This window comes from Catenovulum agarivorans YM01 (genome assembly GCF_000281085.1).
Taxonomy (GTDB): Bacteria; Pseudomonadota; Gammaproteobacteria; order Enterobacterales; family Alteromonadaceae; genus Catenovulum; species Catenovulum agarivorans.
Window position 1 is genome coordinate 70,349 of the sequence record NZ_JH767537.1, and the last position, 25,033, is coordinate 95,381.

The 25,033-nt window shown below is 41.1% G+C and carries 18 protein-coding genes; 10 read left to right on the top strand and 8 right to left on the bottom strand.

Annotation, left to right across the window (positions count from 1 at the left end; genetic code table 11):
* Positions 1-483 (bottom strand): TonB-dependent receptor plug domain-containing protein (locus WSC_RS24935; RefSeq protein WP_169315490.1); only part of this gene is annotated, 483 nt, incomplete at its 3' end.
* Positions 484-720: 237 nt separating this feature from the next.
* Here WSC_RS24935 and fes point away from each other — a divergent pair.
* The 5 genes from fes to WSC_RS0118595 all read left to right on the top strand — a co-directional run bounded on the left by fes (position 721) and on the right by WSC_RS0118595 (position 11,443).
* The gene (gene fes / locus WSC_RS0118575; protein ID WP_016957458.1) at positions 721-2,007 is read left to right on the top strand and encodes an enterochelin esterase; all 1,287 of its coding nucleotides are present in this window, start codon (positions 721-723) and stop codon (positions 2,005-2,007) included.
* 11 nt (positions 2,008-2,018) lie between these two features.
* A complete protein-coding gene (locus tag WSC_RS0118580; protein ID WP_016957459.1) occupies positions 2,019-2,201 on the top strand; it encodes an MbtH family protein in 183 nt (60 codons plus the stop codon).
* Positions 2,201-9,502 (top strand): non-ribosomal peptide synthetase, encoded by a 7,302-nt coding sequence (locus tag WSC_RS0118585; RefSeq protein WP_016957460.1) that lies wholly within the window; start codon positions 2,201-2,203, stop codon positions 9,500-9,502. The genes WSC_RS0118580 and WSC_RS0118585 overlap by 1 nt, the downstream gene beginning before the upstream one ends.
* A gap of 501 nt (positions 9,503-10,003) precedes the next feature.
* Positions 10,004-10,690, top strand: a complete 687-nt coding sequence (locus tag WSC_RS0118590) for a hypothetical protein (protein ID WP_016957461.1) — start codon at positions 10,004-10,006, stop codon at positions 10,688-10,690.
* A 33-nt stretch (positions 10,691-10,723) separates the two neighbouring features.
* Positions 10,724-11,443 carry a hypothetical protein gene (locus tag WSC_RS0118595; protein WP_157447350.1) on the top strand — a complete coding sequence of 240 codons (720 nt, stop codon included), beginning with the start codon at positions 10,724-10,726 and terminating at the stop codon, positions 11,441-11,443.
* A gap of 312 nt (positions 11,444-11,755) precedes the next feature.
* Here the strand turns inward: WSC_RS0118595 and WSC_RS24430 are convergent, their stop codons facing one another.
* Positions 11,756-12,571, bottom strand: a complete 816-nt coding sequence (locus tag WSC_RS24430; RefSeq protein WP_016957463.1) for a 4'-phosphopantetheinyl transferase family protein — start codon at positions 12,569-12,571, stop codon at positions 11,756-11,758.
* Between the two features lie 183 nt (positions 12,572-12,754).
* On the opposite strand from WSC_RS24430, the gene WSC_RS0118605 reads away from it, so the two are divergent.
* The 3 genes from WSC_RS0118605 to dhbA are packed head-to-tail and all read left to right on the top strand — an operon-like array spanning position 12,755 to position 16,271.
* The gene (locus WSC_RS0118605; RefSeq protein ID WP_016957464.1) at positions 12,755-13,873 is read left to right on the top strand and encodes an isochorismate synthase; all 1,119 of its coding nucleotides are present in this window, start codon (positions 12,755-12,757) and stop codon (positions 13,871-13,873) included.
* A 23-nt stretch (positions 13,874-13,896) separates the two neighbouring features.
* Positions 13,897-15,492 (top strand): (2,3-dihydroxybenzoyl)adenylate synthase, encoded by a 1,596-nt coding sequence (locus WSC_RS0118610; RefSeq protein WP_016957465.1) that lies wholly within the window; start codon positions 13,897-13,899, stop codon positions 15,490-15,492.
* 11 nt (positions 15,493-15,503) lie between these two features.
* Positions 15,504-16,271 carry a 2,3-dihydro-2,3-dihydroxybenzoate dehydrogenase gene (gene dhbA, locus WSC_RS0118615; RefSeq protein ID WP_016957466.1) on the top strand — a complete coding sequence of 256 codons (768 nt, stop codon included), beginning with the start codon at positions 15,504-15,506 and terminating at the stop codon, positions 16,269-16,271.
* A 930-nt stretch (positions 16,272-17,201) separates the two neighbouring features.
* Here dhbA and WSC_RS23385 read toward each other — a convergent pair.
* Positions 17,202-18,452 carry an MFS transporter gene (locus tag WSC_RS23385; RefSeq protein WP_016957468.1) on the bottom strand — a complete coding sequence of 417 codons (1,251 nt, stop codon included), beginning with the start codon at positions 18,450-18,452 and terminating at the stop codon, positions 17,202-17,204.
* A 132-nt stretch (positions 18,453-18,584) separates the two neighbouring features.
* Here WSC_RS23385 and WSC_RS0118630 point away from each other — a divergent pair, with 132 nt between their 5' ends.
* The gene (locus WSC_RS0118630) at positions 18,585-19,451 is read left to right on the top strand and encodes an isochorismatase (RefSeq protein ID WP_016957469.1); all 867 of its coding nucleotides are present in this window, start codon (positions 18,585-18,587) and stop codon (positions 19,449-19,451) included.
* 40 nt (positions 19,452-19,491) lie between these two features.
* Here WSC_RS0118630 and greB read toward each other — a convergent pair whose 3' ends face one another.
* From greB to WSC_RS0118650, 4 genes are all read right to left on the bottom strand, one after another.
* Positions 19,492-19,965 (bottom strand): transcription elongation factor GreB, encoded by a 474-nt coding sequence (gene greB / locus WSC_RS0118635; protein ID WP_016957470.1) that lies wholly within the window; start codon positions 19,963-19,965, stop codon positions 19,492-19,494.
* A gap of 54 nt (positions 19,966-20,019) precedes the next feature.
* A complete protein-coding gene (locus WSC_RS0118640) occupies positions 20,020-20,622 on the bottom strand; it encodes a response regulator transcription factor (RefSeq protein WP_016957471.1) in 603 nt (200 codons plus the stop codon).
* On the bottom strand, positions 20,619-21,722 hold the full coding sequence (locus WSC_RS23390) for a sensor histidine kinase (protein WP_016957472.1): 1,104 nt from the start codon (positions 21,720-21,722) through the stop codon (positions 20,619-20,621). Before WSC_RS23390 ends, WSC_RS0118640 begins: the two co-directional genes overlap by 4 nt.
* 84 nt (positions 21,723-21,806) lie before the next feature.
* Positions 21,807-22,499: a tetratricopeptide repeat protein gene (locus WSC_RS0118650; protein ID WP_016957473.1), complete on the bottom strand. Its 693-nt coding sequence runs from the start codon at positions 22,497-22,499 to the stop codon at positions 21,807-21,809.
* A gap of 1,138 nt (positions 22,500-23,637) precedes the next feature.
* Between WSC_RS0118650 and WSC_RS0118655 the strand changes: the two genes are divergently transcribed.
* Positions 23,638-23,838, top strand: a complete 201-nt coding sequence (locus WSC_RS0118655) for a hypothetical protein (protein WP_016957474.1) — start codon at positions 23,638-23,640, stop codon at positions 23,836-23,838.
* A gap of 81 nt (positions 23,839-23,919) precedes the next feature.
* Here WSC_RS0118655 and epmB read toward each other — a convergent pair whose 3' ends face one another.
* Positions 23,920-24,909 carry an EF-P beta-lysylation protein EpmB gene (gene epmB, locus WSC_RS0118660; RefSeq protein WP_016957475.1) on the bottom strand — a complete coding sequence of 330 codons (990 nt, stop codon included), beginning with the start codon at positions 24,907-24,909 and terminating at the stop codon, positions 23,920-23,922.
* Positions 24,910-25,033: the final 124 nt, after the last annotated feature.

Genomic DNA, 25,033 nt, shown 5'->3' on the forward strand with positions numbered 1-25,033 from the left:
CCATTCATCAGTTGGGTTGCGGGTAATAATATTAATTACACCACCTACTGCATCTGAACCATAAAGTGCAGACATAGGGCCACGTACTACTTCCACATGACTGATTGATTCTAGTGGAATTGAAGTGGTATCGAAGTTACCACCACGCCACAAACCATTGCTTGATGAAACACGTTTGCCGTCTACCAAAAACAATACGTAAGTTTCATCTAAACCACGCATCTTAATACCGTTACGACCACCCGCCCAGTTGTCAACTGTAATACCGGCCAAACCTTTTAAAATATCGCCTAAGTCACGAATTGGCGCTTGGATAATTTCGTCTGCTGATACCACGCTGATAGATGCGGGGGCAGTTTTCATAAGTTGCTCAAAACCAGTTGCTGTTACAACAATAGTTTCGACTTTTTCTTCTTCAGCTTTTACTGACATGCTAGTTAATAATGCAGCGCAAACGCTAGATAACACGAACGTGTTCTTCATTTATTTATCTTCCTCTTGAAATATTTCCTCAGAGATTCAAATACTTCGTAATGGCGCAAGCTCACTTCCAGATGAATCCACTAAAGACGAACTGAACTGGCTGTTTGCTAGTTCAGCTTATTTTTGCTTTAAATTATATCGGCGGCAATAATATTCTAAATGAGAACTATTTACAATTGCATTTTTATTAACTTATATTAAAAAGGTAAATTCAACACACAATTAAAACTGACGGACATGCAAAACAGCGCACTAAATAATTTATCAGCAGAGCTTAACTCTCCTGTGATTAAAAAATTAAACACAGGTAAACAAGTAACTGAAAGTGGTATTCACCAAGACTTTGAAATAACTTTTTATTGGCAACAAAACAGCCAAAAGGAAGAGAAAAGTAAAGAGAAAGAAATAACAACAGTCGTATTAGAAATACTCGGCGTAACAGATCACCACGCAGCGCAACTCTGCCAGTTACAGCCTGTTGTTGATAAGTTTGGTGCGCGTACTGGCATTTGGACTAAGTCAATAAAATTAAAGCTGCCGCGTAATTGGCAAGGCAGTTATTTTTATATTCCAGTGTGTAAAAAAATAGCTGATGTCTTAACCTTAACGGATAACAACAACAGCCGCCAACGCTGGCTCAGTTTATTGCCCTATCGGCAAGTAGATAAGCTCAATAACAAGCAGTTTACCTGCGGTGAATATGCAGTTAAGCAGTCGATAATTTCGTTAAACAACCAGCAACTTGCCAGTTTTTTACAGCCAACAACAAATAAAAAAGCAAAGCTAAAACATAGACTGTGGCACAGTGACATTTTAGCCAATAGCCGCCAAATCAGTTTATTGTCAACACAAGTTACATCGGCTAAAACAACTCAGCACAACAAGATAAAACCCTTAATTATTTTGTTAGATGGAGAGGTATGGACTAAACAAATTCCACTAGCGGACAACTTACAAGCTGCAACAGAACAAGCTTATTTACCAGCAGCTGATTATTTATTTATCCCGAATATCAGTGGTCAAACACGCACACAAGAACTGACGTGCAATCCGCGTTTTTGGCAGGCTATCAGCCAAGAGTTATTAAGCGATTTTTCAGCTCAGCCTATTGTTTTAGTTGGGCAAAGTTTAGCTGGACTTGCTAGTTTATATGCCAGTTTAAACTGGCCGCAGCGTTTTCGTTTTGTGGTTAGTCAATCAGCTTCGTTATGGTGGCCGCTTAAAAACTTTCGCCAAACTCATAATCAACAACAAGGTTTATTAAGCCAATTTTTAGCACTGCAACGGCAAACACCTAACCCTAGTTTTCAACATTTACATTGGTTGCTGCAATACGGCAGCCAAGAGCACAGCATAGCTGCGCACCATTTGCCTTTTGTTGCACATGCAGCCAAACAGCACATTCAGTTTATGCAAACAATTTATCCCGGCGGTCACGACAAGTTTTGTTGGTATCAACAAATTTTTGCTGGCTTACACACACTTTTCCAATCTAGCGACTGGCGCCAAACTCAGTCCAACTAAGAGATTTTTTCATGCAAGATCAATATCAAAATCCATTCGACAATTCAGACTATTCATTTTTGGTTTTAAAAAATAATTTAGGACAAATCAGCTTATGGCCTGAATTTAAACATATACCGGCAGGTTGGCAGGCAATTTATGGTCCTGGGTCTCGCAGTCAATGTATTAACTTTATTGAACAGGACCAAGCCTAATGAAACAGCAGTTACCACTAACGGGCAGCCAAAGTGGCATTTGGTATGCCGACCTCTTGGCCGAGCAGCAAAACCGTTTTGCAGTTGCACAACTGGTAAAGATAAGCGGCGAGATTAATTTAGCCGTATTAAAACGCGCGATTTGCCAAACCTTAATGCAAGCAGACACAGTGCAATATGCGTTTAGCCAGCAAGATGGCGACATTAGCCAAACGCCTCAACAATTAAGCCTGAGCGAAATTGAACAATGGGTACAAATATTAGATTTATCAGCACAACAAGCCCAGAAAGTGATTAAACATGATATTGAACAAGATCACTCAGTGGCCTCAGGTAACATAAGCTGTAAACATTTATTAATTAGAGTTGAGCAACAAGTGTATTGGTATTCGCGTTACCACCACTTGATGTTAGACGGTTATAGTTTTAGCAGTTTAACCAGACAAATTAGCCTAAACTACCAAGCTTTATCCTTACAAAAACCTCTGTTAACTTGGGATTTAACCCCATTTTCTCAGGTGATAGCCGAAGAACAGACGTATAAAAAATCGGATAAATTCCAACAAGATAAAAACTTTTGGGCCGATTATTGCCAAGACTTACCCCAAGCACCACAAATTTATGCGGGCAAAATAACCGACAATAACGCGCAACAAGGGTCAGCTTACCAACAAGTACATAGACAAAATTTACCACTTGAAGCAGAGCAAGTTGAGCAATTGCACAGCTTAGCAAAACAACTTAAATGTTCAGCGGCTGATGTTGTTAGTGCTGCAATATTTGTGTATTTACACAAAGTCAGTAAACAAAACGCTATCTGTGTTGGTTACCCTTTAATGCGCCGCTTGGGCTCAGTGGCGATTAATAGTTTAGGTACCACAGCCAATGTATTGCCGTTAAAACTGGCAATAGATCCACAAGCTTCTTTTGTGCAACTAACCAAAGACTTAATAGGCCAACTGCGACAAATTAAACGCCATCAAAAATACGACGCAGAACAAATTCAGCGCGATTTAGGCTTACCTGGCAGCCAAGCACAATTGTACGGCGCTATGCTGAATTGCAAAGTATTTGATGCAGCCTTAGCCTTCGACAATTGCCAAATCAGCAGTGAGCAAATTGCCACTGGCCCAATCGACGATTGTGAATTTTCTATTTATGCCAGCAGACAAAATATTGCATTAGAAGTCAGTTTAAATAGCCAAAAATATCCAGCTGCAACTGCCGATTTACATTTAAACCGTATCCAATTATTGCTTAAACAAATTTGCCAAGATGCACAGCAAAACATTCAACAGCTCAACTTTGTAACACTCGCCGAGCGCGGCCAAATAGCTGAATATAGCCAAGGTAAACAGTTCGCGGTACATGCACTGCAACAAAAATATGGAAACAACTGTTTAGACTTATTAGTTAAACAGTTAGAGCAACAAGCTGACAGTATTGCACTGCGCTGTTTCGCACCGCATTTACAGCAGCTCAGTTATGCCCAATTAGCCACAGCCGCACAACAAATCGCCAATCAATTACAAACACAAGGGGTTAATCAACACAGTGTTATTGCGGTTGCATTGCCACGCGGCTTAAGAAGTTTAGTGAGTATATTGGCGATATTTAGTTTGGGCGCAACCTATGTTCCACTCGATCTAAACTACCCTGCCGAGCGCTTACAAGTTATTTGTGATGATGCGCAACCAACATTTATTCTGTGTCAGCAGCAATTTAGCCAATCACTTTCTAATGATTATTCACACTTTTTCATTGAAGATAATGTTATCTGTGACTTAGCAGAGCCAGATCAGACACAAATTGCTCAAGTAACAGGCTACTTTAAACAAGCAGCCGCTGCCATTGTACATAAACAACGTGCGTATATTTTTTATACCTCTGGCTCTACTGGTAAACCAAAAGGCGTTATGGTGCCGCATGCTAGTTTATTAAACTTAGCAGCAGCTATGGATGATGAGATATATCCAGACGCCAACAGTCGCCTAAGCACTGACAAAAGCCGCCTCAATGTTACTTTAACCGGCTCTTTTAGTTTTGATACTTCATGGGATCCTGTTTTATTAATGCTACTTGGGCATAGACTCGACATAGTGTTAGATCAAACCAAACAAGATATGCAGCAGCTCATTGAGTATTTGAGCCTTGAACAAATTGATGTCATGGCGTTAGCACCATCACTTGCTACTCAGTTAATTGACGCTGGTTTATTTACCCAAGCTGAATATTTTCCGAAATTATGGAACATCTGTGGCGAAGCCATTTTGCCGCAATTGTGGCACAAACTACAAAAGCTAGCGGCCGATCCTGCAATAGGCTTAAACGCTTACAATATTTATGGCCCAACAGAATTTACCGTATATGCAACTTATGCCAAGGTTTGCCAACAAAGGCCAGTGCCAAGCATAGGTTACCCTATGCTCAATACCCAAAGTTATATATTAGATGAGCAGTTACAAACGGCCGCAATAGGTGTCGCAGGTGAACTGTATCTGGCAGGCGATAATATGACACTAGGCTATTTAAACCGCCCTGAAGTTACCAGCAGCCGTTTTGTTGCTAATCCATTTGCAACAGGCCAAGTTATGTATGCAACCGGCGATTTAGTTTATTGGAATCTTAACGGTGAAATTGAATTTATCGGCCGCTGTGACAATCAAGTAAAAGTACGTGGTCACCGCATCGAATTAGGCGAAGTGGAAGCTGCATTATCTTCACTTAAACAAATTAAAGAAACCGCGGTAACCTGTATTAGCAGCCCTTCTGGAAACCAATTGGCTGCCTATGCAACTTTACATCAAACACTGCCTCAAGCGCTGGAGGCCAAAGCCCAGTTAGTCAAAACTTTACAAGCTGAATTAGCACAAAGTTTGCCGAGCTATATGTTGCCAGCTAGCCTAACCTTGTTAACTGAATTTCCGCTAACCGTTAGTGGCAAACTGAATAAACAAGCCCTGCCTAAACCTGAAATATTACAACAGAACCAATATATAGCTGCGGAAACAGCCGCTGAAAAAGCTTTGTTAACAAGCTTAGAAAACGTGTTGGCGCGCGAGCGCATTGGTATGTTAGACGACTTTTTTGATTTAGGTGGCGACAGCATTAGTGCCATGCAACTCAGCCAAGGTTTAAAACAACAAAACTGGCAACTAAAAGTTAAAGATATTTTTGCCAGTCGCCAACTGAATAAAATGGCGCAATGCATGTTGGCAATAGCAGAAGCTGACCCTCAAGTAACAACCCCAGCACAACTAAGCACAGAACAAAGTGCACAACTAAGCGAAGAGCAAAACCAAGCGAACATTCAATATCAAGCGGGTAAACACAAGTTAGCCGCTGATGCCATTGCTGCAGTTCTGCCTTGTTTACCACTACAAACAGGTTTGTATTTCCAGTCACAATTAAACTCTGTACATGGTTATACTTTTTCAACTCAGCTTTATTTTAACCAAGCGCCAGATGCAGACATATTGCAGCAAGCGCTTAATTTAACCTTGCAGCAATACCCGCAATTAGCCGCTTATTTTGCACTAGACCAACAGGGCCAAGCTTGCCAAATTATTCCAAATTTAGCCGACGAGCACAGCGCCAACTGGCCAATGCAGGTATCTGATTTTGTCTTATTAACCACTGAACAAGCGCAAGCGCGCCAGCAACAACTGATTTATCAAATGGCGACGGCTAAATTTGATCCGGCAAAATATTTAGCCCAACAACAAGCTATGTTAAATGCGCATTTAATCTTAAATGGCGATCAGAGCGTATTGATTGTTAGCGCCCATCATTTAGTGATTGATGGTTGGTCTTTGCCTGTGTGTTTAAAAGCGCTGCAACAAAACTACCAAAGTTTACTGCAAGCCCAGCCTGTGCAGGCAGAATGTTTTGCCAGCAGCTACCAAGCATTAGTGGGGCACATTCACCACAGTGACAAAGCACTGGCACTTGACCACTGGCAAGCATATTTGGCCGATTGCCAACCCTGTTTGTTGTACCCAGGCCATAACGAAGTTGCTCAAATCAATGAATTAGATTTTCAAATAGATGAGCAAACCACAGTACAACTCAACCAATTGGCCTCACAGGCAGGTGTTACCCTAGGTAACTTATTGCAAACCGCATGGGCAACTTTATTAAGCCAGTTAACCAGTAGTGAACAAGTGTTATTTGCCCGCCCTGTGTCTGGTCGCAGCCAAGGTTATACCAGCCAATTTGATATCAACAATCAGGTTGGTTTGTTCAGTAGTACCTTACCGGTCAAAGTTAAGTTAAACCCAAATCAAAGCTTATTGGCCAATGCGCAGCAAATGCAGTTGGAACAAGCTGAATTACTTGAGTTTGATTATGTAGGTTTAACGGATATTCAACCTCTGAATAAAAACTGTCAGTTCGACACTTTATTTGTAGTTGAAAACTATCCGTTTGATAAAAAGGCCGAACAAAACAACCATGCTTTAAAGATTAAGCATGTTGAAAACAAAGGTTTCACCCATTTCCCACTAACCATATTGGTCTTGCCGGGCGAACAAATTCGCATCTTGTTTGAATACCAAAACAATGTCAGCAACGCCCCTGCTATCGCCGAGCGTTTTGTTCAACTGTTAAATAATTTACCAAAACAAACAGCCACCGAATTGGCTCAACTAGATTTGCGTGCAACCGATGAAAAACATCTAATTCATGCGGTTAACCAAACGGCTTACGCAACTAAAGCTGATAATTTACTCACTTTATTATCTGCCGCCGCACACGAGCATGCGGCACAAACTGCGTTAATTGATATTCAGCAGCAACTAAGCTATCAGCAAATGCAGCAGAAAGTAGCTCAACTACAACAGGCAATCTCCAGCAAGATATCGGTTAAACCTGGGCAAATTATTGCGGTGTGTTTGCCGCGTAGTGTTGAGCTGAGTTTGGCATTACAAGCTGTTATTTATTCTGGTGCAGCCTATTTGCCACTCGACAGTGAATATCCACAAGACCGACTGAACTTAATGTTAGAAGATGCTAATGCAGCATTGTTAATTACCAATAATCAAACCTGTGAGCAGTTTAGCCATTTAAATATTAGCCAATTAAATTTAGATACGCTTGGCACGGAAAATACAGCAGTAGAGATAGAGCAAGCTGAAGTGAGTTCGGCAGATCCTGCTTATGTTATTTACACTTCAGGTTCAACCGGCAAACCAAAAGGTGTTGTGGTTTCACATGGGGCGATTGCCAATCGACTTTTGTGGATGCAACACATGTATCCAATTGGGTTGAGTGATAATGTACTGCAAAAAACTCCAGCTAGCTTTGATGTATCGGTTTGGGAGTTTTTCTGGCCGCTAATGCAAGGTTCAACTTTAGTAATGGCACCACCAGCTGCCCATAAGGATCCACAACAACTGCGCCAATTAATTGATGACTACCAAATCACTACACTGCATTTTGTCCCATCAATGTTGGATGTATTTGTCCAACATTTATTTAGCGAAACTCAAGATTCAACCAACGCGCATTGCCCGAGTATCAAACAAGTATTTTGTAGTGGCGAAGCGTTAAAGTCGCAAACAGTTAACCAATACGAACAAGTAATAACTGCTCCCTTGCACAACCTGTATGGCCCGACTGAAGCGGCAGTCGACGTGAGTTATTTTCAAGCGAACGCAAGCCACAATGCATACTTAAGCAGTTTGCAAAGTGTGCCTATTGGCAAACCAACTTGGAATACCCAATTACACGTATTGGACCATTGGCTGCGCCCAGTTGGGATAAATTGTATTGGAGAGCTTTATTTAGCTGGTGTGCAATTGGCGAATGGTTATTTAAACAGACCCGCGTTAACTGCTGATCGTTTTGTCGCTAATCCATTTGTCAGCGATTCGAATAACTCAGCTGAACTTATGTATAGAACTGGCGACATGGTTAGATATTTAGCCGATGGTCAGATTGAATATCTTGGCCGCTGTGACGATCAATTAAAAATACGTGGTCAACGCATTGAATACGGTGAAATTGAACAAGCTATTTGCCAGCTACCAGGCATAAAACAAGCAGCTGTACATGCTAGGGTGTTAAACAAAGCGGCCAATAATAGTACAGCCGATGCGCGCCAACTTGTCGGTTATTATGTCGCAACTGACACAATAGCCAATAGTTTAAACAGTGAACAAATGTTAACTAGCTTAGCGGAGTTTTTACCGGCGCATATGTTGCCAATTGCCTTAGTTGCAGTCAGCAGTTTACCTATGAGCGCCAACGGCAAGTTAGACAGAAAAGCGCTACCTGATCCTCAACTTGCCGGTAACAGTGCTGGCCGAAAACCTTCACCTGGTATAGAAACAGACATAGCTGAAAGCTACGCAGATGTACTGCAAATAAACGCTACAGAGTTAACCGCAGACGACGACTTTTTCAGCTTGGGTGGCCATTCGTTATTAGCCATGCAACTAGCGGCTAAGTTGTCAGAAAAACTAACCTTTCAAGTGTCAGTCGGGCAAATATTGGTTTCGCCTGCCATTAACGAACTCGCCGCTGTACTGCAGGATGACGCCCTGCGTAACGATCCAACCAAAGCGGGCTTTGGACAAATATTGCCTATTCGCCCACGAGGGCAAAAAAGCTTAATTTGTATCAACCCAGGTTCTGGTTTTGCTTGGCAATACACTCAGCTATCGCAACATTTAGACAAACAATGGCGCATAGTGGGTTTGCAGTCACCGCGACCTATGGGTGCTATGGCCAGCAGTGACGAGATGCAAAATGCGTTAACTCAGTATCTAGATTTGTTGAAACAGGTGCAGCCGCAAGGGCCATATTATTTATGTGGTTACTCCTTTGGTGGCACAGTGGCGCAGTCGCTTGCAGCTATGTTGCAACAACAAGGAGAAGAAGTGGCGTTGTTGGCGTTATTTGACACCTATCCACCAGAAGGACAAAAATGGAAAAAGCCAACCGACGCTGAAGCACAACAAGAGGTTGAACGCGAAAAACGTCAGTTTTTTGCAGCCACAGAACAAGCATTTGCCAATGAAGAAGCAAGAGCCATTCAACAACAAATGTTTAGCGATATAGTGGCAAACTACGCGGATGCAGTGCGTTTGTTGTCTAAAGCTCAGTCACTGAGTTATCAAGGCACAGCACACTTATTTGTTGCCGAAAAAACCGTACCGGCCGACTATGTGATAGAACAGCACTGGCAACCCTTTATCCAAAACTTGCAGCAGTATAAATATGCTTATTCACACGATGATATTTTATCTGCACAAGCTTTATTGGAACTAGGCCCAAGGCTGAATGAGTTGTTGAAATAATATGTGAGCAGGCCAACTGGCCTGCTAGTGTCACAAGCGGACGTTTGGCTCTAACTCACTTTTGCCCCAAAATGAGTTAACGTAATTGCTCTAAAGGACTGCTTTGAGCGAAAAGCCGACCTTAGTTAGCTTTCAGTTGAACATCTACTCCCAGACGAAAAGCAGACACCAAGTTTGCTTTCAGAATATTAGCGACTTCAGGACACCTGATATATAGCAACAGAATGTCGACAGTTGAGCAAGTGTTTGCCAATATAGAGAAACTGGCGAATTATGGTCTGTTAAGGCATTAAAGTTAGGATAAGATCCGAAATCGCGTCAAATAACGTGGAAAATAGGTGTTCAATTCATACAATGGCCATATCTGATATTTATCAAATAGTTGATAAATATTTGGAAATAGGTAAAAGTAAATATCAAATTAATTATTAAGCAGATTGTGACTAAACCTGAACTGTTAAAATAGGTTTTTCTACAGTCTCGTTATGCCTGTAGGTTAAAATGGAATTAATTTTCGATTTAATTCAAAAAAATCCAGATTACTTTGCTTGGATATTCAGCTTAATAAATATCCTATGGTTAGGTTTCACGTATTTTAATAAACAAACTCACGATAAAGCATTAAAGGCGATTCAATTAGAACATGAAAAAAAATTAAAATCTGTGCAGCACGATTTGAATTTAGATCTTGAGCGTCGTAAAAAAATATTTGAATTGAAAACCTCACAATACGAGCAATATGTAATTCGCTTAGATTCATTTGGGCGCAAATACCAGGTTGAACTATTTGAAAAAATGCAGCCTATATTTCAATCCTATATGGCAAAAATGATCAATGCGGAAGATGAGGCGCAGAGGCGTTCTGCAATAGGCGAATTTAGTACTGAAACCATGGTTATTATGGGGCAAAGCATGGAGCAATACCAAATAATTAAAGCCGAATCTAAAGCTCTCAAACTAACAGCAAGTGATTCACTATTAGTAATTTTTAATGAACTAGAATTGCTTGTGGAACAATCAATAGAACAAGCTAAAAAATTTGTAGGTGATTTACCGCTATTAATTCTGGCCAATGATCAAGAAAATCTAAAATTAAGACAATTAGAGTTAGACGAACAAGGCGCTCATATTCTTACTAAATCAAAAGAGTTAGAACAACAAATGCGTCTAGAGTTAAGTGTAATATAGGCATACAAGGCAATTATGATGGAGAGAAATGATATGGATCAAGCTGAGAACCCTAATAAAGAAGGAATCGTTTTACAGAACTCTCGTGCTGATTATGTCGCTTCTGCTGCAAAGTCTGCACTTGGTATGGTCCCTTTTGCTGGGTCGTTACTTGCAGAAATTGCGGGAAATGTAATACCAAATCAGCGAATAGATAGAATCGTAAAATATGCAGAAGCTCTCGAAAGCAGATTGTCGAAAATAGAGCGGGATGTTGTTAAACAAAATATGTCTGATGAGAACTTTACAGATTTGGTTGAGGAAAGCTTAAGGCAAGCTGCGAGGTCGCTAACTGATGAACGACGAGGTTACATATCATCGCTTGTTTCCAATAGTATCTCTTCAGATGATATAGAGCACTATGAGTCTAAGCATTTACTTCGTATTCTAGGCGAACTGAATGATATTGAAATTATTTGGTTGAGATTTTATTTAAACCCCGTCATGAGCGGTGATACAGAGTTTCGAGAGAAGCATGCTCACATACTCAATCCAGTTGCGGCACACCTTGGGTCTGCTCAGCCAGAACTCGATAAATCTACACTACAGAATAGCTATAAGGAGCACCTTGCATCCCTCGGTTTGCTAGAAAAAGACATTGATATGGATACGTCGAGTCGAGGGGTGAAGCTAAAAACCAAGGGCTACAAAATTACCTCGCTTGGAAGGCTATTACTTCGAGAGGTAGGGTTTAGTAATGAAATACTGGGCTAATCGGGTAGCCGCAGTTATTTACCTTAGTTCGTACCTCACTAATTTTAGCCGCTTATAGGCGGCGTTAAACTTCCTTCTCTGTATTTTTATTAAGTCGGCTAACTGCTTTAGCCGACGATAAATATCCTAGAGTTCAACTTTCGCTTCTGGCACAGAGCCGTCCCTCGGCTCTAAATTGTTTTTGTCCAAAAACGAGTTTACCCGACCGTTCGCTTTTCGCTCAAAACCCTATTTCGAAACCTTGTTATCATTTGGCAATCGTCAACCTCAGGCCACAATATAACTTTTTCAGCCGAACACCTTCATAATTGTTTACTCTTCCATTATCCAACTAAAAACCATATCTTGTTGTTGCATCCAACTGACTGTAATTGGCTTGTCAGCCAAAACCTTTCGACCAGATAGCGGAAACATTTCAGTTAATTTAAATTCCAGACGCCCTTTGTCTATTGAAGTTAATTCAACCGCGTCAAACGAGAAAAATTCCTGAACTAACGGGTGATAAGCTTTATAAATCGCTTCTTTGGCCGAAAAAACCACACTAACTAACAGGGCAAAGTCGTTGGCAGAAAAGTCATCACTGCTGTTCAGCACAGTTAATTCATCTGGGTTGATAAACTCTTTGTATAAAGTCTGTGCTTTGTCGTTTGATAATATTTGCTCTATATCTATACCAAGCAAACTCAGCTCAGCGGCAAGCTTAACCACAACCACCACATGACCATTAGAATGTGAAATACTGCCAACCACACCTTTAGGCCAGATAGGCGCCCTATCTTCACCAATTGGTAAAACTGCCTGAGTGTGACCAGTGAGTTGCTGTAAAGCAAGCCAAGCTAAATAACGCCCAGCAACAAACTCAGCAGCACGCTTTTGGCGCATTTTGCTAATATCAAGGCCATGTTCAGCCATTTGCTGTTGCCAAACCAACAAATTGCACTCTGCAACATCAAACTCAGCTTGCAAAGCGACCAATTTCTCAGACGGTTTTCGACTGCACAATAAGTCTAATTTAGCTATATTTTTTATAAAGTTAGGTTGCTGATTAAACATAAAATAAAAGTGTGGTTTACTACTGTGCTCAACTAGCTGCGCATAATAACACTGAACAAGGCAGTAAATCTGCATAGAGCGCGTTCAGTCAAATCTTATATTCTCTGACAAATAATTAAATGATAATTGTTTTTATTTAGATCTTTATTTATACTTATTACCAGTTTTACAACTACACATATTACCAATGGGCAAATACATTAAGTATCAGCAAGTATCAGCTCATTGGCAATGCAGCTAGTTCAAGAGGACACACACATGGACACACAACACACACACATAAGCCTGTTTTCCGCAGGTGATGACTTTTTGCTGTGTAAAGGGATTTACCAGCGGGTCAAGGGTTCACTGTCGCAAGGCGATTTAGTCACAAAAATAAATCAAGCTTTGGCAAATGCAGCGAATGACGGTTTAGACAATCCAATAGTTATAGGTGCAATTCCATTTCATTCTGAGCAGCAATGTAATCTAATTATTCCTTTGCAATACCAAAAGCTAAACCAGCAACAAGTACTTGAGCTTTTTAATAAAAATAAAAAAGATTATCAGGTTGTTAGTCAACAAGAAGTACCCAGCCAAACAGAGTTTTGTCATGCAGTAGAACAAGCATTGGCTAAATTCGCTCGTGGTTCATTAGAAAAAGTGGTGCTGTCTCGCACCCTACAAGTAGAGTTAGACACACATATTGAACCGCAACAAATTGTCAGCCAACTGATTGAACAAAACCCCAAGGTTTATCACTTTTTAATACCAACGGAAAACCATGGTTATTTATTGGGGGCAAGCCCAGAGTTATTGTTAGAAAAACAAGCTGATAGCGTGATTAGCCACCCACTCGCGGGCACGATTAAACGCAGCCAAGATCCGATTGAATGCGAACAAAATTATCGCTATTTACAAAACTCAGAAAAAGATTTACACGAACATAGTTATGTTGCTAACCAAATAGGCAAAGCACTTGGCCCCTATTGTAATACGTTAGCAGTACCTGAAGTACCAAGCATAGTTGCCACAGCCAATTTGTGGCATTTAGCCAGCCGAATTGAAGGTCAGCTAGAAAGTGAGCAAATTCATATTATCGACTTGCTCAATGCAGTCCATCCCACGCCTGCGATTTGTGGCACACCAACCGCCTTAGCCCATCAAACTATCAATGAATTGGAACCCTTTGATCGTGGATTGTTTACAGGCTCTGTCGGTTGGTGTGATCTACAAGGAAATGGCCAGTGGGCTGTCACTATTCGCTGTGCAGAGTTGTCTGGTAACAAGCTGTGTTTGTACGCTGGTGCAGGCATAGTGCCGGCGTCGACACCACTCGCCGAGTACCAAGAAACTGGCGCAAAATTACAAACATTTTTAAATGCGTTAAACCCTTAAAGTTTTTGTTAATGAGGTCAACCGTGTCTACACATACAGCTTTCCCTGCAGAATTTGCAGCTAAATATAAAGCAGCGGGTTATTGGCAAGACAAGCCACTCACCGACATTTTATTTGATCAAGCCGCTGCTAACCCTGAGCAGATTGCCATTATTGATGCCAGCCAAGTGCCAGCGCAACAATTTAGTTATCTACAACTAGCAGAGCAAGTAGATAAACTTGCAGCCTTTTTCAGTCAGCAAGGTTTACAAGCGCAAGACACAGCAATAGTGCAACTACCTAATGGCCAGCTGTTTTATACAATTTATTTCGCCCTACTCAAAATTGGTGTTCTACCGGTAAATGCGCTGTTTAACCACAATAAAAAAGAGTTAGATAATTACCTTGAGCAACTAAAACCCAAGTTGGTTATTTACTCAAATGCTCATAAGCTATTTCAAACGACTGAATATCTTGATCAAGTTAAACAGAATTACCAAGATACCATTTGTTTCAACGATCAAGAGTTGCAGCAATACTTAACACAAGACAGCGAGTTTTCATTAGCAAAAAAGGCTGTTTTAAACCCAGATGCCGTAGCCTTTTATCAGTTGTCAGGTGGCAGCACAGGCACACCCAAACTGATCCCTCGTACCCATAACGACTATTTTTACAGTGTCCGCCAAAGCATTGAAGTATGCCAGTGGTCATCGGCAACACGTTATTTATTAACTTTGCCCGCGGCGCATAATTTTAGTTTAAGTTCGCCCGGTGCTTTAGGGGTATTTATGGCGGGCGGCACTTTAGTGATTGCCAGCGATCCGTCCCCCACCAGTTGTTTTCCATTAATTGAAAAATACCAAGTGAATTGGACCGCACTTGTACCACCAGCATTATTGCTGTGGTTAGATGCAGCTAAGCGTCAACGAAATAAACTTGCAAACTTGCAGTACATTCAAGTAGGCGGCGCTAAACTCAACCCCAATGTTGCAGAACGAGTAGAGCCTGAATTGGGCATAACTTTGCAACAAGTATTTGGTATGGCGGAGGGCTTGGTTAATTACACCCGCTTAGATGACGACGAATGGACCCGACTAAACACTCAAGGCAAACCTATGAGTGATTTAGATGAAGTAAAAATAGTGGATGTGAATGGTGCAGAAGTTGGCACAGGTGAAGTTGGTTTATTAACCACCCGCGGCCCTTATACCTTTAGAGGTTACTACAATGCACCCTCTGCAAACCAACAAGCTTTTGATCAAGATGGTTTTTATTGCAGTGGCGATTTAGTTAAACAAACTGCATCCGGCCATTTAATTGTGGTTGGTCGCGAAAAAGAGCAAATCAATCGCGGCGGTGAAAAAATTGATGCACAAGAAATTGAGAATGAATTATTGTCGCATCCGGATGTACAAAACGTCGCGCTAATTAGCATTGACGATGCCCTACTCGGTGAAAAAAGCTGTGCGATTATTGTCAGCCGCAGTGATTTATTAACACCAGTCGCCATTCGCAAATATTTGCGTGTACAAGGTGTGGCGGATTATAAAATTCCAGACCAAATTAAGTTTGTTGATGAACTACCATTAACCGCAGTTGGCAAAATTGATAAACGCACTTTGCGTTTACGCTGTTTATAACTGAGGTTGATATGTCATTATTAAACTTTAGTTTTGCCAATAAAGTTGTCTGGTTAACCGGCTCTGCACAAGGGATTGGCTATGAAATTCGTCAGTCTTTTATTGAAAATGGCGCAACTGTGGTTGGATTTGATATTCAACCACAAACCTTAGAGCACAACTTTTACCCCGTCGAGCTAGATTTAGCCAATGCTGCAGACATAGCAGAAACCATTGAATATATAAAAAAAAGCCAACCTGAAATTGCCGCACCGGATATTTTTGTTCATGCCGCGGGTGTGTTAAAAATTGGCTGCACTGACACTATTTCAATGCCCGACTGGCTGACTAGCTTCAATGTTAACTGCCACAGCGCTTTTGTATTTTTACAAAGTTTAGCGGCTAACTTTAAAAGCAAGCCTGCCAATGTGGTGGTTATTGGCTCAAACGCGGCTCATGTTCCTAGATTAAATATGGCGGCATACGGTGCAAGTAAAGCAGCGCTAACCCATTTTGTTTTTACTTATGCATTAGAGTTAGCCAACTTTGGATTAAGGGCGAATGTGGTTTCACCCGGTAGTACTGACACGCCTATGCTCAGAGCTTTATATCAAGATGATTCTTTTATCAATGCTGCTATTGAAGGCAGTGCGAGCCAATTTAAATTAGGTATTCCCCTTGGCAAAATAGCCATACCGTCGGACATAGCTAACACTGTGCTGTTTTTAGCATCGGATTTAGCTGGGCATATCACTATGCAGGATATAGTGGTTGATGGTGGCGCTGTGTTAAATGGCTAAGGGTGAAGATGTGCTTGTATTCTTGTGCAAGCTAGCTCTCATTCAAAGTGCAATTTATTGCTCTCAATTGGAAAAGCGTGCTGGTATTAAGGTGCAAGCTCGCCCACTGAAAGCATAATTTTCCAAAAACGCTGTACACCTTCCTTGGTCGCTCCCAAATGTCATCCATGACATTTGAAGTTTTGCAAAATTAGCATTTCAGTAGACTCAATCGAGCTATTTTATTGCTGCGCTCAAAACGAGCAGCACTATCAATACCAAAAGATGGTTGGGAGTGTGTTTTTCAAAACTTCACAAGATAGGGACATCTTGTGCGAGCGGGCTATGGATAGCCTTGAAGCGCTTTTGAAAAATACATCCCAACCAGCTTGCCTTCCATGCCACCAAACTAGCAACACAATACAACAGACGTGTAATTTGCAGTTCTCAATTGGAGAATAGCGCTGGTTTTAAGGTGCAAGTTCGCCCACTGAAAGCATAATTTTCCAAAAACGCTTTACACCGTCCATGGCCGCTCCCAAATGTCATCCATGACATTTGAAGTTTTGGAAAATTAGCATTTCAGTAGACTCAATCGAGCTATTTTATTGCTTAAAAAATCTTGCAGCACCGATGATTTAAAAAGATGGTTGGGAGTGTGTTTTCCAAAACTTTACAAAGTTCACTCGACTTTAGCAGCAACTCACTTCAGGAAAGTGCTAGAGCAATAACTTAGAGCAAAATCTCTTTTTCAGGGGCGAATCAGAACCGAAGCACCGCTTCGCAGTCTGATGAGGTGGAGCCAAGGACGGCGACAGGGCCTGTCCTTCAAGGATGAATAGTCTACTCAAGATTTGCTTTAATCCAGAACAGCGTTTTTGTGAAAGTTATGGTCTAGTAATTTCCTTATATTGCACGAAACGATTAGCACCTACGTGAAATACATTTAAATCAGCCCGCTTTCCGCACCAACCAAATAAACACCACAGGATGTAAACACATAAATACAATTGCAAATAATGCCAACGAACTCATGCCGGATAAATCAACCACTACAGCGGTATCAGCAAGCTCACCACCTGCAGATAACCACTGCGCGGCAAATACACTAGCAACACCCGCGGCTAATTGCGTAACTGTATTCTGTAACGACATAAAACCAGCGCGCTCAAAAGGTTTAGGAAAGCGCGAAACATACGCCATAGTCGAACTTGTCCGTGCAGAGGTTGCGGCCATAAACAGCATAAAGGCAAAAATAACAGGTACAACTGAGGTTTCAACAAACAGCAAGACAATGGCCACAATAATCACCACAGACAGCGCAACAATTAAGGCTACAGGCGAACGCTGATCCATCCATTTGCCACTAAATTTAAGCGCTAATAAACTCGTAATACCACCGGCAAAATATAAAACCCCCAACCAATCTCGCGGGTAATCTAAATTGAATACTAGATGCGTAGCAATGTTTGGCACCAACATAAAGTGGCCAAGCATATGGCAAGCAACTAATACAAAAGCGGCGATAATTTCAGGACGCTTAAACAGCGCAGAAAAAGGCGGTTTCGACTGATTTTTATGTGCAGTTAAACTTGGCAACACTCGCCACACCAACAAAGACATCACAATAGGCAATACACCAATAATGATAAATACCTGCTGCCAACTAAACATATGCGCCAGCTGTAGAATAACCGGAATACCAACAATTGCCGAGATAGAAAACGCCGAACCAACCAAAGCCATAGCGCGCCCTCGCCTTTGAGGTGGCACTATATCAATTACACTCGCCATTAATGCAGAGGTCGCTGGCCCAGCAAATATTGCAGACAACACCAACCAAACAATCAGTTCTAACCAAGACTGACTAAGACCGGCTGCGACAATAAATACAGATTTAACAATAGTGCTGATCACCAATAAAGGACGGCGATCAAATTTGTCTAAAAACGGCGCGAATACAATGCCAGACACTGCCGCAGCCAAGGTAACCGCAGCATTTAAATACCCGACATAAGCAGGGTTCATTTGTAATGCATCGCTAATATCAGGGCCAAGTGGCATAACCATCATAGCTGTAGTTAAAAATACGCTATTCAGTGCCAGAATTATCAATAAAATAGTTCGCTCGTTTGCATGCTCTACCCATTGCGGAGCCGATGTCGGCGCAGATGGTGCTGTAGCTTGATTGTCAATTTGCATATAAATATCACTTCAACTTTTAAAATTAACCGCATTTTATTGCAAATGATAACCATTGTCATTTTTATTGTATTTAACTAGCTATACGTTTAGCATATTAATACATACACAAACCCAATTAGGAGTACGCAGTTGAGCATTCCAAAAATAGCCAGTTACACACCACCACAAGCAAATGAATTTACTAATAAAGTTTCATGGACTTTCCAACCACAACAAGCAGCCTTGTTGATACACGATATGCAAGAATACTTTGTGCGTTTTTATGGCGATAACAATCCACTAATCGAACAAGTGATCAGCAAAATTGCGCAGTTGCGTGCACAGCTAAAAGCACAAGGGGTTAAGATTATTTACACAGCCCAACCCGAGCATCAATCGTTAGATGAGCGCGGTTTGCTCAATGATATGTGGGGGCCTGGTATAAATAAATCACCAGAACAACAAGCAATTGTGGCCGCGCTTGCACCAGCAGATGATGATATTGTTTTAACTAAATGGCGCTACAGTGCGTTTGTCCGCTCTGAGCTTGAAGATATTTTAAAAAGCCAAGGTATAGACCAATTAGCCATAGTGGGCATATACGCAAATATTGGCTGTATGATCAGCGCGAACGATGCTTTTATGCGCGACATTAAACCATTTATGCTCGCAGACTGTGTGGCTGATTTTAACCAACAAGAGCATATTAAAGCGCTTGAATTTGTCTCAGGCCGCTGTGGTTTTGTCTGTGATAGTCAGAGTATTTTGAATAATGTTGCAAGTGATGCGACTGATCCACTACTAACATTAGCGGGTTTACAGCAAAATATTGCGGATATGCTAGAAATGCCAGCAGAAGAGTTACCAATAGACGATAACCTGTTGGATTATGGCTTAGATTCAATTCAAGTCATGCAACTTATTGAAAAGTGGCAAGCCTTAGGTGTTAACTTAACTTTTCAACAGCTTGGGTTAAATCCAACCATTCAAGCTTGGTTTGCTTTACTCAATAAATAGTGTGTAATGCAGTGAAGCTATCGAGCCAGATTAGCTTCACTCACTTTACATATTCAATAGCATTAATATACCAAGTAACCACGCCAGCCTCAGTTTTTACCACAGCTTCATCGTCTACTTGTTTTTTTAATAACGCACGTGCCATAGGTGCATCAATCGAAATGTAATCTTTCCGGCCAAATATTTCATCATAACCTACAATGCGAAATTTGAGGGTTTGGCCGTCGTCGTTTTCAACTTCAACCCAAGCGCCAAAAAATACTTTTCCTTCTTGCTGCGGGCTATAATCGACTATTTTTAAGTTGTCTAAACATTTGCGTAAATAGCGAACTCTGCGGTCAATTTCGCGTAACTTCTTCTTATTGTATTGATAATCAGCGTTCTCGCTACGGTCTCCTAGGCTTGCTGCCCATGTTACTTTTTTAGTGGTTTCGGGTCGTTCAACTCGCCAAAGATGGTCTAACTCAGCTTGTAATTTTTCATAACCTTGACGGGTAATCAGTTGAGTACGCAAATTGACCTCCAATAATAACTAGCACAGGGGATAAATAACCAAACGCGCAGGTTACTATAACCAACCTTTTTGTCTAGCAATTCGTGCCGCATCTATTCGGTTAGTTGCGTTTAATTTAGCGATAGCTTCGGATAAATAATTGCGCACTGTGCCTTCCGACAAAAATAAAGTTGCAGCTATTTCTGCGGTTTTTTTGCCCTCTCCTGCTAAGCGTAGGGATTTTCGCTCTTTGTCAGAAAGTGGATCAACATCGTCTAAGGCTTGAATAGCCAGCTCTGGATCTATCACCTTTTTGCCTTGCATGATTTGTCTAAGTGCATCGGCCAATTGTTCCGATGGACAGTCTTTTAACAAAAAACCGCGCACACCTGCCACTAATGCACGTTTGATATAACCCGCACGGGCAAAGGTGGTGATCACAACTGTTTTGATATCTGGCTGAATTTTTTTAGCCTGTTCGATTAATTCCAATCCTGTCATAAGTGGCATTTCGATATCTGTTAGCAGCACATCCACTTGATGTTGCTGCAGCAGTTCAACCGCTTCTTGACCATTTGCCGTTTGGGCAACCACTTCAATATCAAATTCTAGATTAAGCAATGCGACTAATGCACCGCGCACTAAAGCTTGGTCTTCCGCTAACAATACTCGGATCATGATTGAAATATTCCTTGGTCAAATTCTAATTGAATCGCAAAACCCTTATCTTGCTTGATATTAACCTGCCCACCTAATTCAGCCACCCGCTCTTGAATACCGGTTAAGCCGTTGCCAAAGCTTGTTTGATTGGTTTGGCCGTCGTTAATAATTTCAATATTCAATTTATTGTCTTGCTGTATACAAGAAAAATAAACGTTTTTGCCTTGGCTATGTTTGATAATATTTGTGGTGGCTTCTTTAATAATGAGTAGTAGCGCAGATTCGGCCTTGGCAGTTAAACCCGACAAACTTATGTTGCCATCAACGCGAAAACCTTTATCCGTTAATAAGCTTTTAATTTTGATTAGCTCAGCATTGATGTTTTTAGTTTTGTAGCCAGAAACCGCTGCGCGCACTTCAGACAAAGTAGTGCGGCTAATTTGCGCAACTTGTTCAATTTCATCTAAAGCTGAATCGACTTTGCCAGCTTTACCCAATTTACTCGCAAGCTCAGCTTTTAATACAATTGACGACAAAGTGTGGCCTAATAAATCGTGTAAATCACGCGCAATTCTTTCGCGCTCGGCAATTGTCGCCAGTTGTTCATTGTGCAATTGGCTTTGCTCTTTTTCGTGCTCTTGTTGTAATTTAGCGCGTGTCATCACCCCAAAAAAGTAATTAGGTATGGTTGCGATATAACTTGGCAATAAAAAATACAACTCAATTAAATTAAATGCCCAAGCACTAAAGCCAATACCTACAAGTATTAACAGCAACCAAGGAATACCGCGTTTATACGAATAATAATAACCAACCAAAAACGCTACATATGGGAACAATGCACAGGTGCCTGGATTAATAGCGGTTGCCGCTACGCTGATAGCAGTTAACCCTAGTATGTAATAATGAATGCTCTGCTGGGTACATTTTTGCGCCCAAATATAACCAGTAATAAAAGCAAAATAGGCGATAAAACTAACAATAATTTCTAAAGTGGATAAATGTGGCCAGATCATACTGAGTGGAAAAAAATAGAAGCCAGTAAACAGCAGTGGTATCCATAAATAGAAGTTGTTATAGCCTGTAAACAAAGGTGCAACTTGATAGCTTTGATTCATAATATGCTCAATTAATTCTTGTTGTTTATCAATGAAAATGGTGCAACCAACACACCATTTTCACCCTAACAGCCATTTTGTTGTTTACAGCGACGTACTGTTTTGTGCGATTAATCCTTTGGCCCAATTGCTATTTGGGTTAATTTCAATTGCTCGATTAAAATCGACCAAAGCTCCTTGAGTGTCACCCTGCTCTACTTTGGCTAAACCTCGCCAAATGTAGGCTTCGTCATAACCCCAGTGATAACCTGAGTTTACATCGTCCGGATAGTTGTTTATCGCCTGATTAAACAAAGCCACTGCCACTTGTTTATTGCCACCATATACAACAGGCGTATGATATTTAATTATGCCATGTACCAGTTGCAGTCTTGGGTTGTTTGGCGCAAGTTGATTAGCTTTAGTCAGCAACTCTTGCATTTTCGGCCCAAGTTCTTGAGCTTTGTCATGCGCAAATCCAATGTGCAAACTATATACCTGCACAAGTAAAACCATGCTTTCAATATCATCTGAATTAATGGTTAATTGTTGCTCTAAAATAGCTGCAGATACACTTAAGTGCTCTTGTAGCTTGTCGTAGTTTTGTTTAACCATGTAAGCAACAGCTAATTTATACTGTGCAAACGCTTGGTCGTAACCACTGCTTTGCGCTGCCAAATTGGCTAGATTTTCCATCTGCATATTGTTGGCCGCTAGGGTAATGCTGTCTATGGTATTTTGCTCTGCAAAAACATTTAAGCTCATAGAAAGTGCTACTGCAAATATAACTTTTTTCATCTTCATATCCTTAACAAATGTTTGGTTAAATTTGAGACTTGTTGTCTCGAGTTCATGTTAAGTATGCCAATGGAAGATTTTTTTCTTAGAGATGTTTGTCACCAGTTAATATGACAAATGTCATTTACTGTACGTTGCTGCTGAATTGTTATCGAATGAAAAAACTAGCGCTACCGACTCAGTGCAAGTTCGCCCACTGAAAGCATAATTTTCCAAAAACGCTGTACACCTTCCATGGTCGCTCCCAAACGTCATCCATGACATTTGAAGTTTTGGAAAATCAGCATTTCAGTGGACTCAATCGAGCTAATTTATTGCGGCGAAAAATCCATGCAGTAATTGCAATGTCAGGAGATTGTTGGGTGTGTATTTTTCAAAACTTCACAGAAAGCGAATAGTTATAGCGGCTCATGATCTGGAAAGTGCTAGAACGATAACTTAGAGCAAAATCTCTTTTTCAGGGATGAAAAAGCGAAGCTTACAAGGACGTACTTGCAGCGTTTTTGTGAAAGTTATGGTCTAGTAATTTCCGTATGCTACACATAGCTAGCGCTGTTGAAAAATATATCCCAACCTGCTTGCTCTTCCATGCCGCCAAGTTAGCAGCACATAACAGCAAACGTGTAATTTTCGGTTCTCAATTAGGGGGGCTGGTATCAGGGTGCAAGTTCGCCCACTGAAAGCATAATTTTCCAAAAACGCTGTACACCTTCCATGGTCGCTCCCAAATGTCATCCATGACATTTGAAGTTTTGCAAAATCAGCATTTCAATCGGCTCTATCGGGCCAGTTTGTCGCTGAGAAAAAATCATGCAGCGACTAGCTTCAGGAAAGTGCTAGAGCGATAACTTAGAGCAAAATCTCTTTTTCAGGGATGAAAAAGCGAAGCTTACAAGGACGTACTTGCAGCGCTTTTGTGAAAGTTATGTTCTAGTAATTTCCCTATATTGCATATAACTATCAGCGCTAAAATAAAGAGTGCAAGTTCGCGCACTGAAAGTTTTTTATTGCGTAGAAAATTAATGCCGAAAAAATATTCAAATTTTTGCTAAAGAAATTGAATTTGCTGCCGATAGCGATCGTGAGGGTAATACTGCTCTCAATTAAACCTTAACCAACGATGTTTTTGGAGGTACGTATGGACGTAAGTTCAACGGGCGTAAATCAATCTTCGGTTGCCCAACAGGCTGGTGACGCTGAATTGCGCGGCGCTAAATTAGCAAAGTCGCAGCAAGAAGCGGAAGGCAAAGCAGCAATGGATTTGCTTCAATCTGCAGAAGTTTCCCCTCCTCGCTCCGCAGATCCGGCGATTGGTCAAAACATCAACATCAAGGTTTAACTTGGTGCTGAGCCAGACCGGAGAAATAGAAATTCTATTTTGAAGGCTCTGGCAACCCCTCGTTTATCCCCTATTTTGGGGTTAAATAAGAACTACGGGGCTTTTACTCATAAGCCCCGCCTCTTCTCTCACCCATTTCGGCACCAAAAAGCCAGGCAATTCTGCCAATAAACCTTGTTGTAGAGGTTTGACTTGCTCGTCACTCAAATAAAAATGTGCAGCCCCTGCTACTTTATCAAATAAATGAATGTAGTAAGGCAATATACCCACAGTAAACAAACGCTCACTAAGCTGCACCAAAGTATCAACAGTGTCGTTTATCCCTTTAAGTAACACAGCTTGATTCAACAAGGTAATATTGGGATGTTTAAACTTAGCTAAGTGCTCAGCCAACAATGCATCAATTTCATTGGCGTGGTTAATATGCAAAACCACAATAACTTTTAAACGGCTATTTTTTAGCATGTCAGCTAGTTCAGGCGTTAACCTTTGTGGAATAACCACAGGCAAGCGCGTATGAATACGTAGCCGAGTTAGATGGTCGATTTGTTCAAGTTGCGTCAACAGCGAAGCTATATGATGATCTTGTGCCATTAATGGATCGCCACCGCTCAATACCACTTCGTTAATTTCAGGATGAGATTGAATATAACTGACAATCTGCGTAATTTTATCTTGATTCAGAGCATTGTCTTGATAGGGAAAATGACGACGAAAACAATAACGACAGTTTATTGCACAGCCGCCACGCAATAAAATCAATACTCGGCTTTTGTATTTGTGCAACAAACCAGGTAGCGCAACTTCTTGCTCTTGCAATGGGTCTTGGGTAAAACCAGCAACTTGCTCAAACTCTTGTTGCTGAGTCATCACCTGTAAAAAAAGCGGGTCATTGACGTCACCTTTTTTCATTTTGGCAATAAAAGGCCTTGGTGCGCGCAACGGGAATAACTTTCGCGCAGTAAACCCAGCAACAAAACTGTCTTTATCAATATCCAGTTCAGCTAGTAGCTGCTCGGGGTCGGTAATGGTTTGGGCTAACTCTTTTCGCCAACAAGATTCAAACTGCAATGAACACAACTCATTAAATAAAATTGGCAGCCATTTTAACGGATTGCCCGCAAACTCTAAACAGATTCAACTCACTTTCTTTTACATTTGATTACAATCTGCTTGACTAATTTTCGACCAAGGA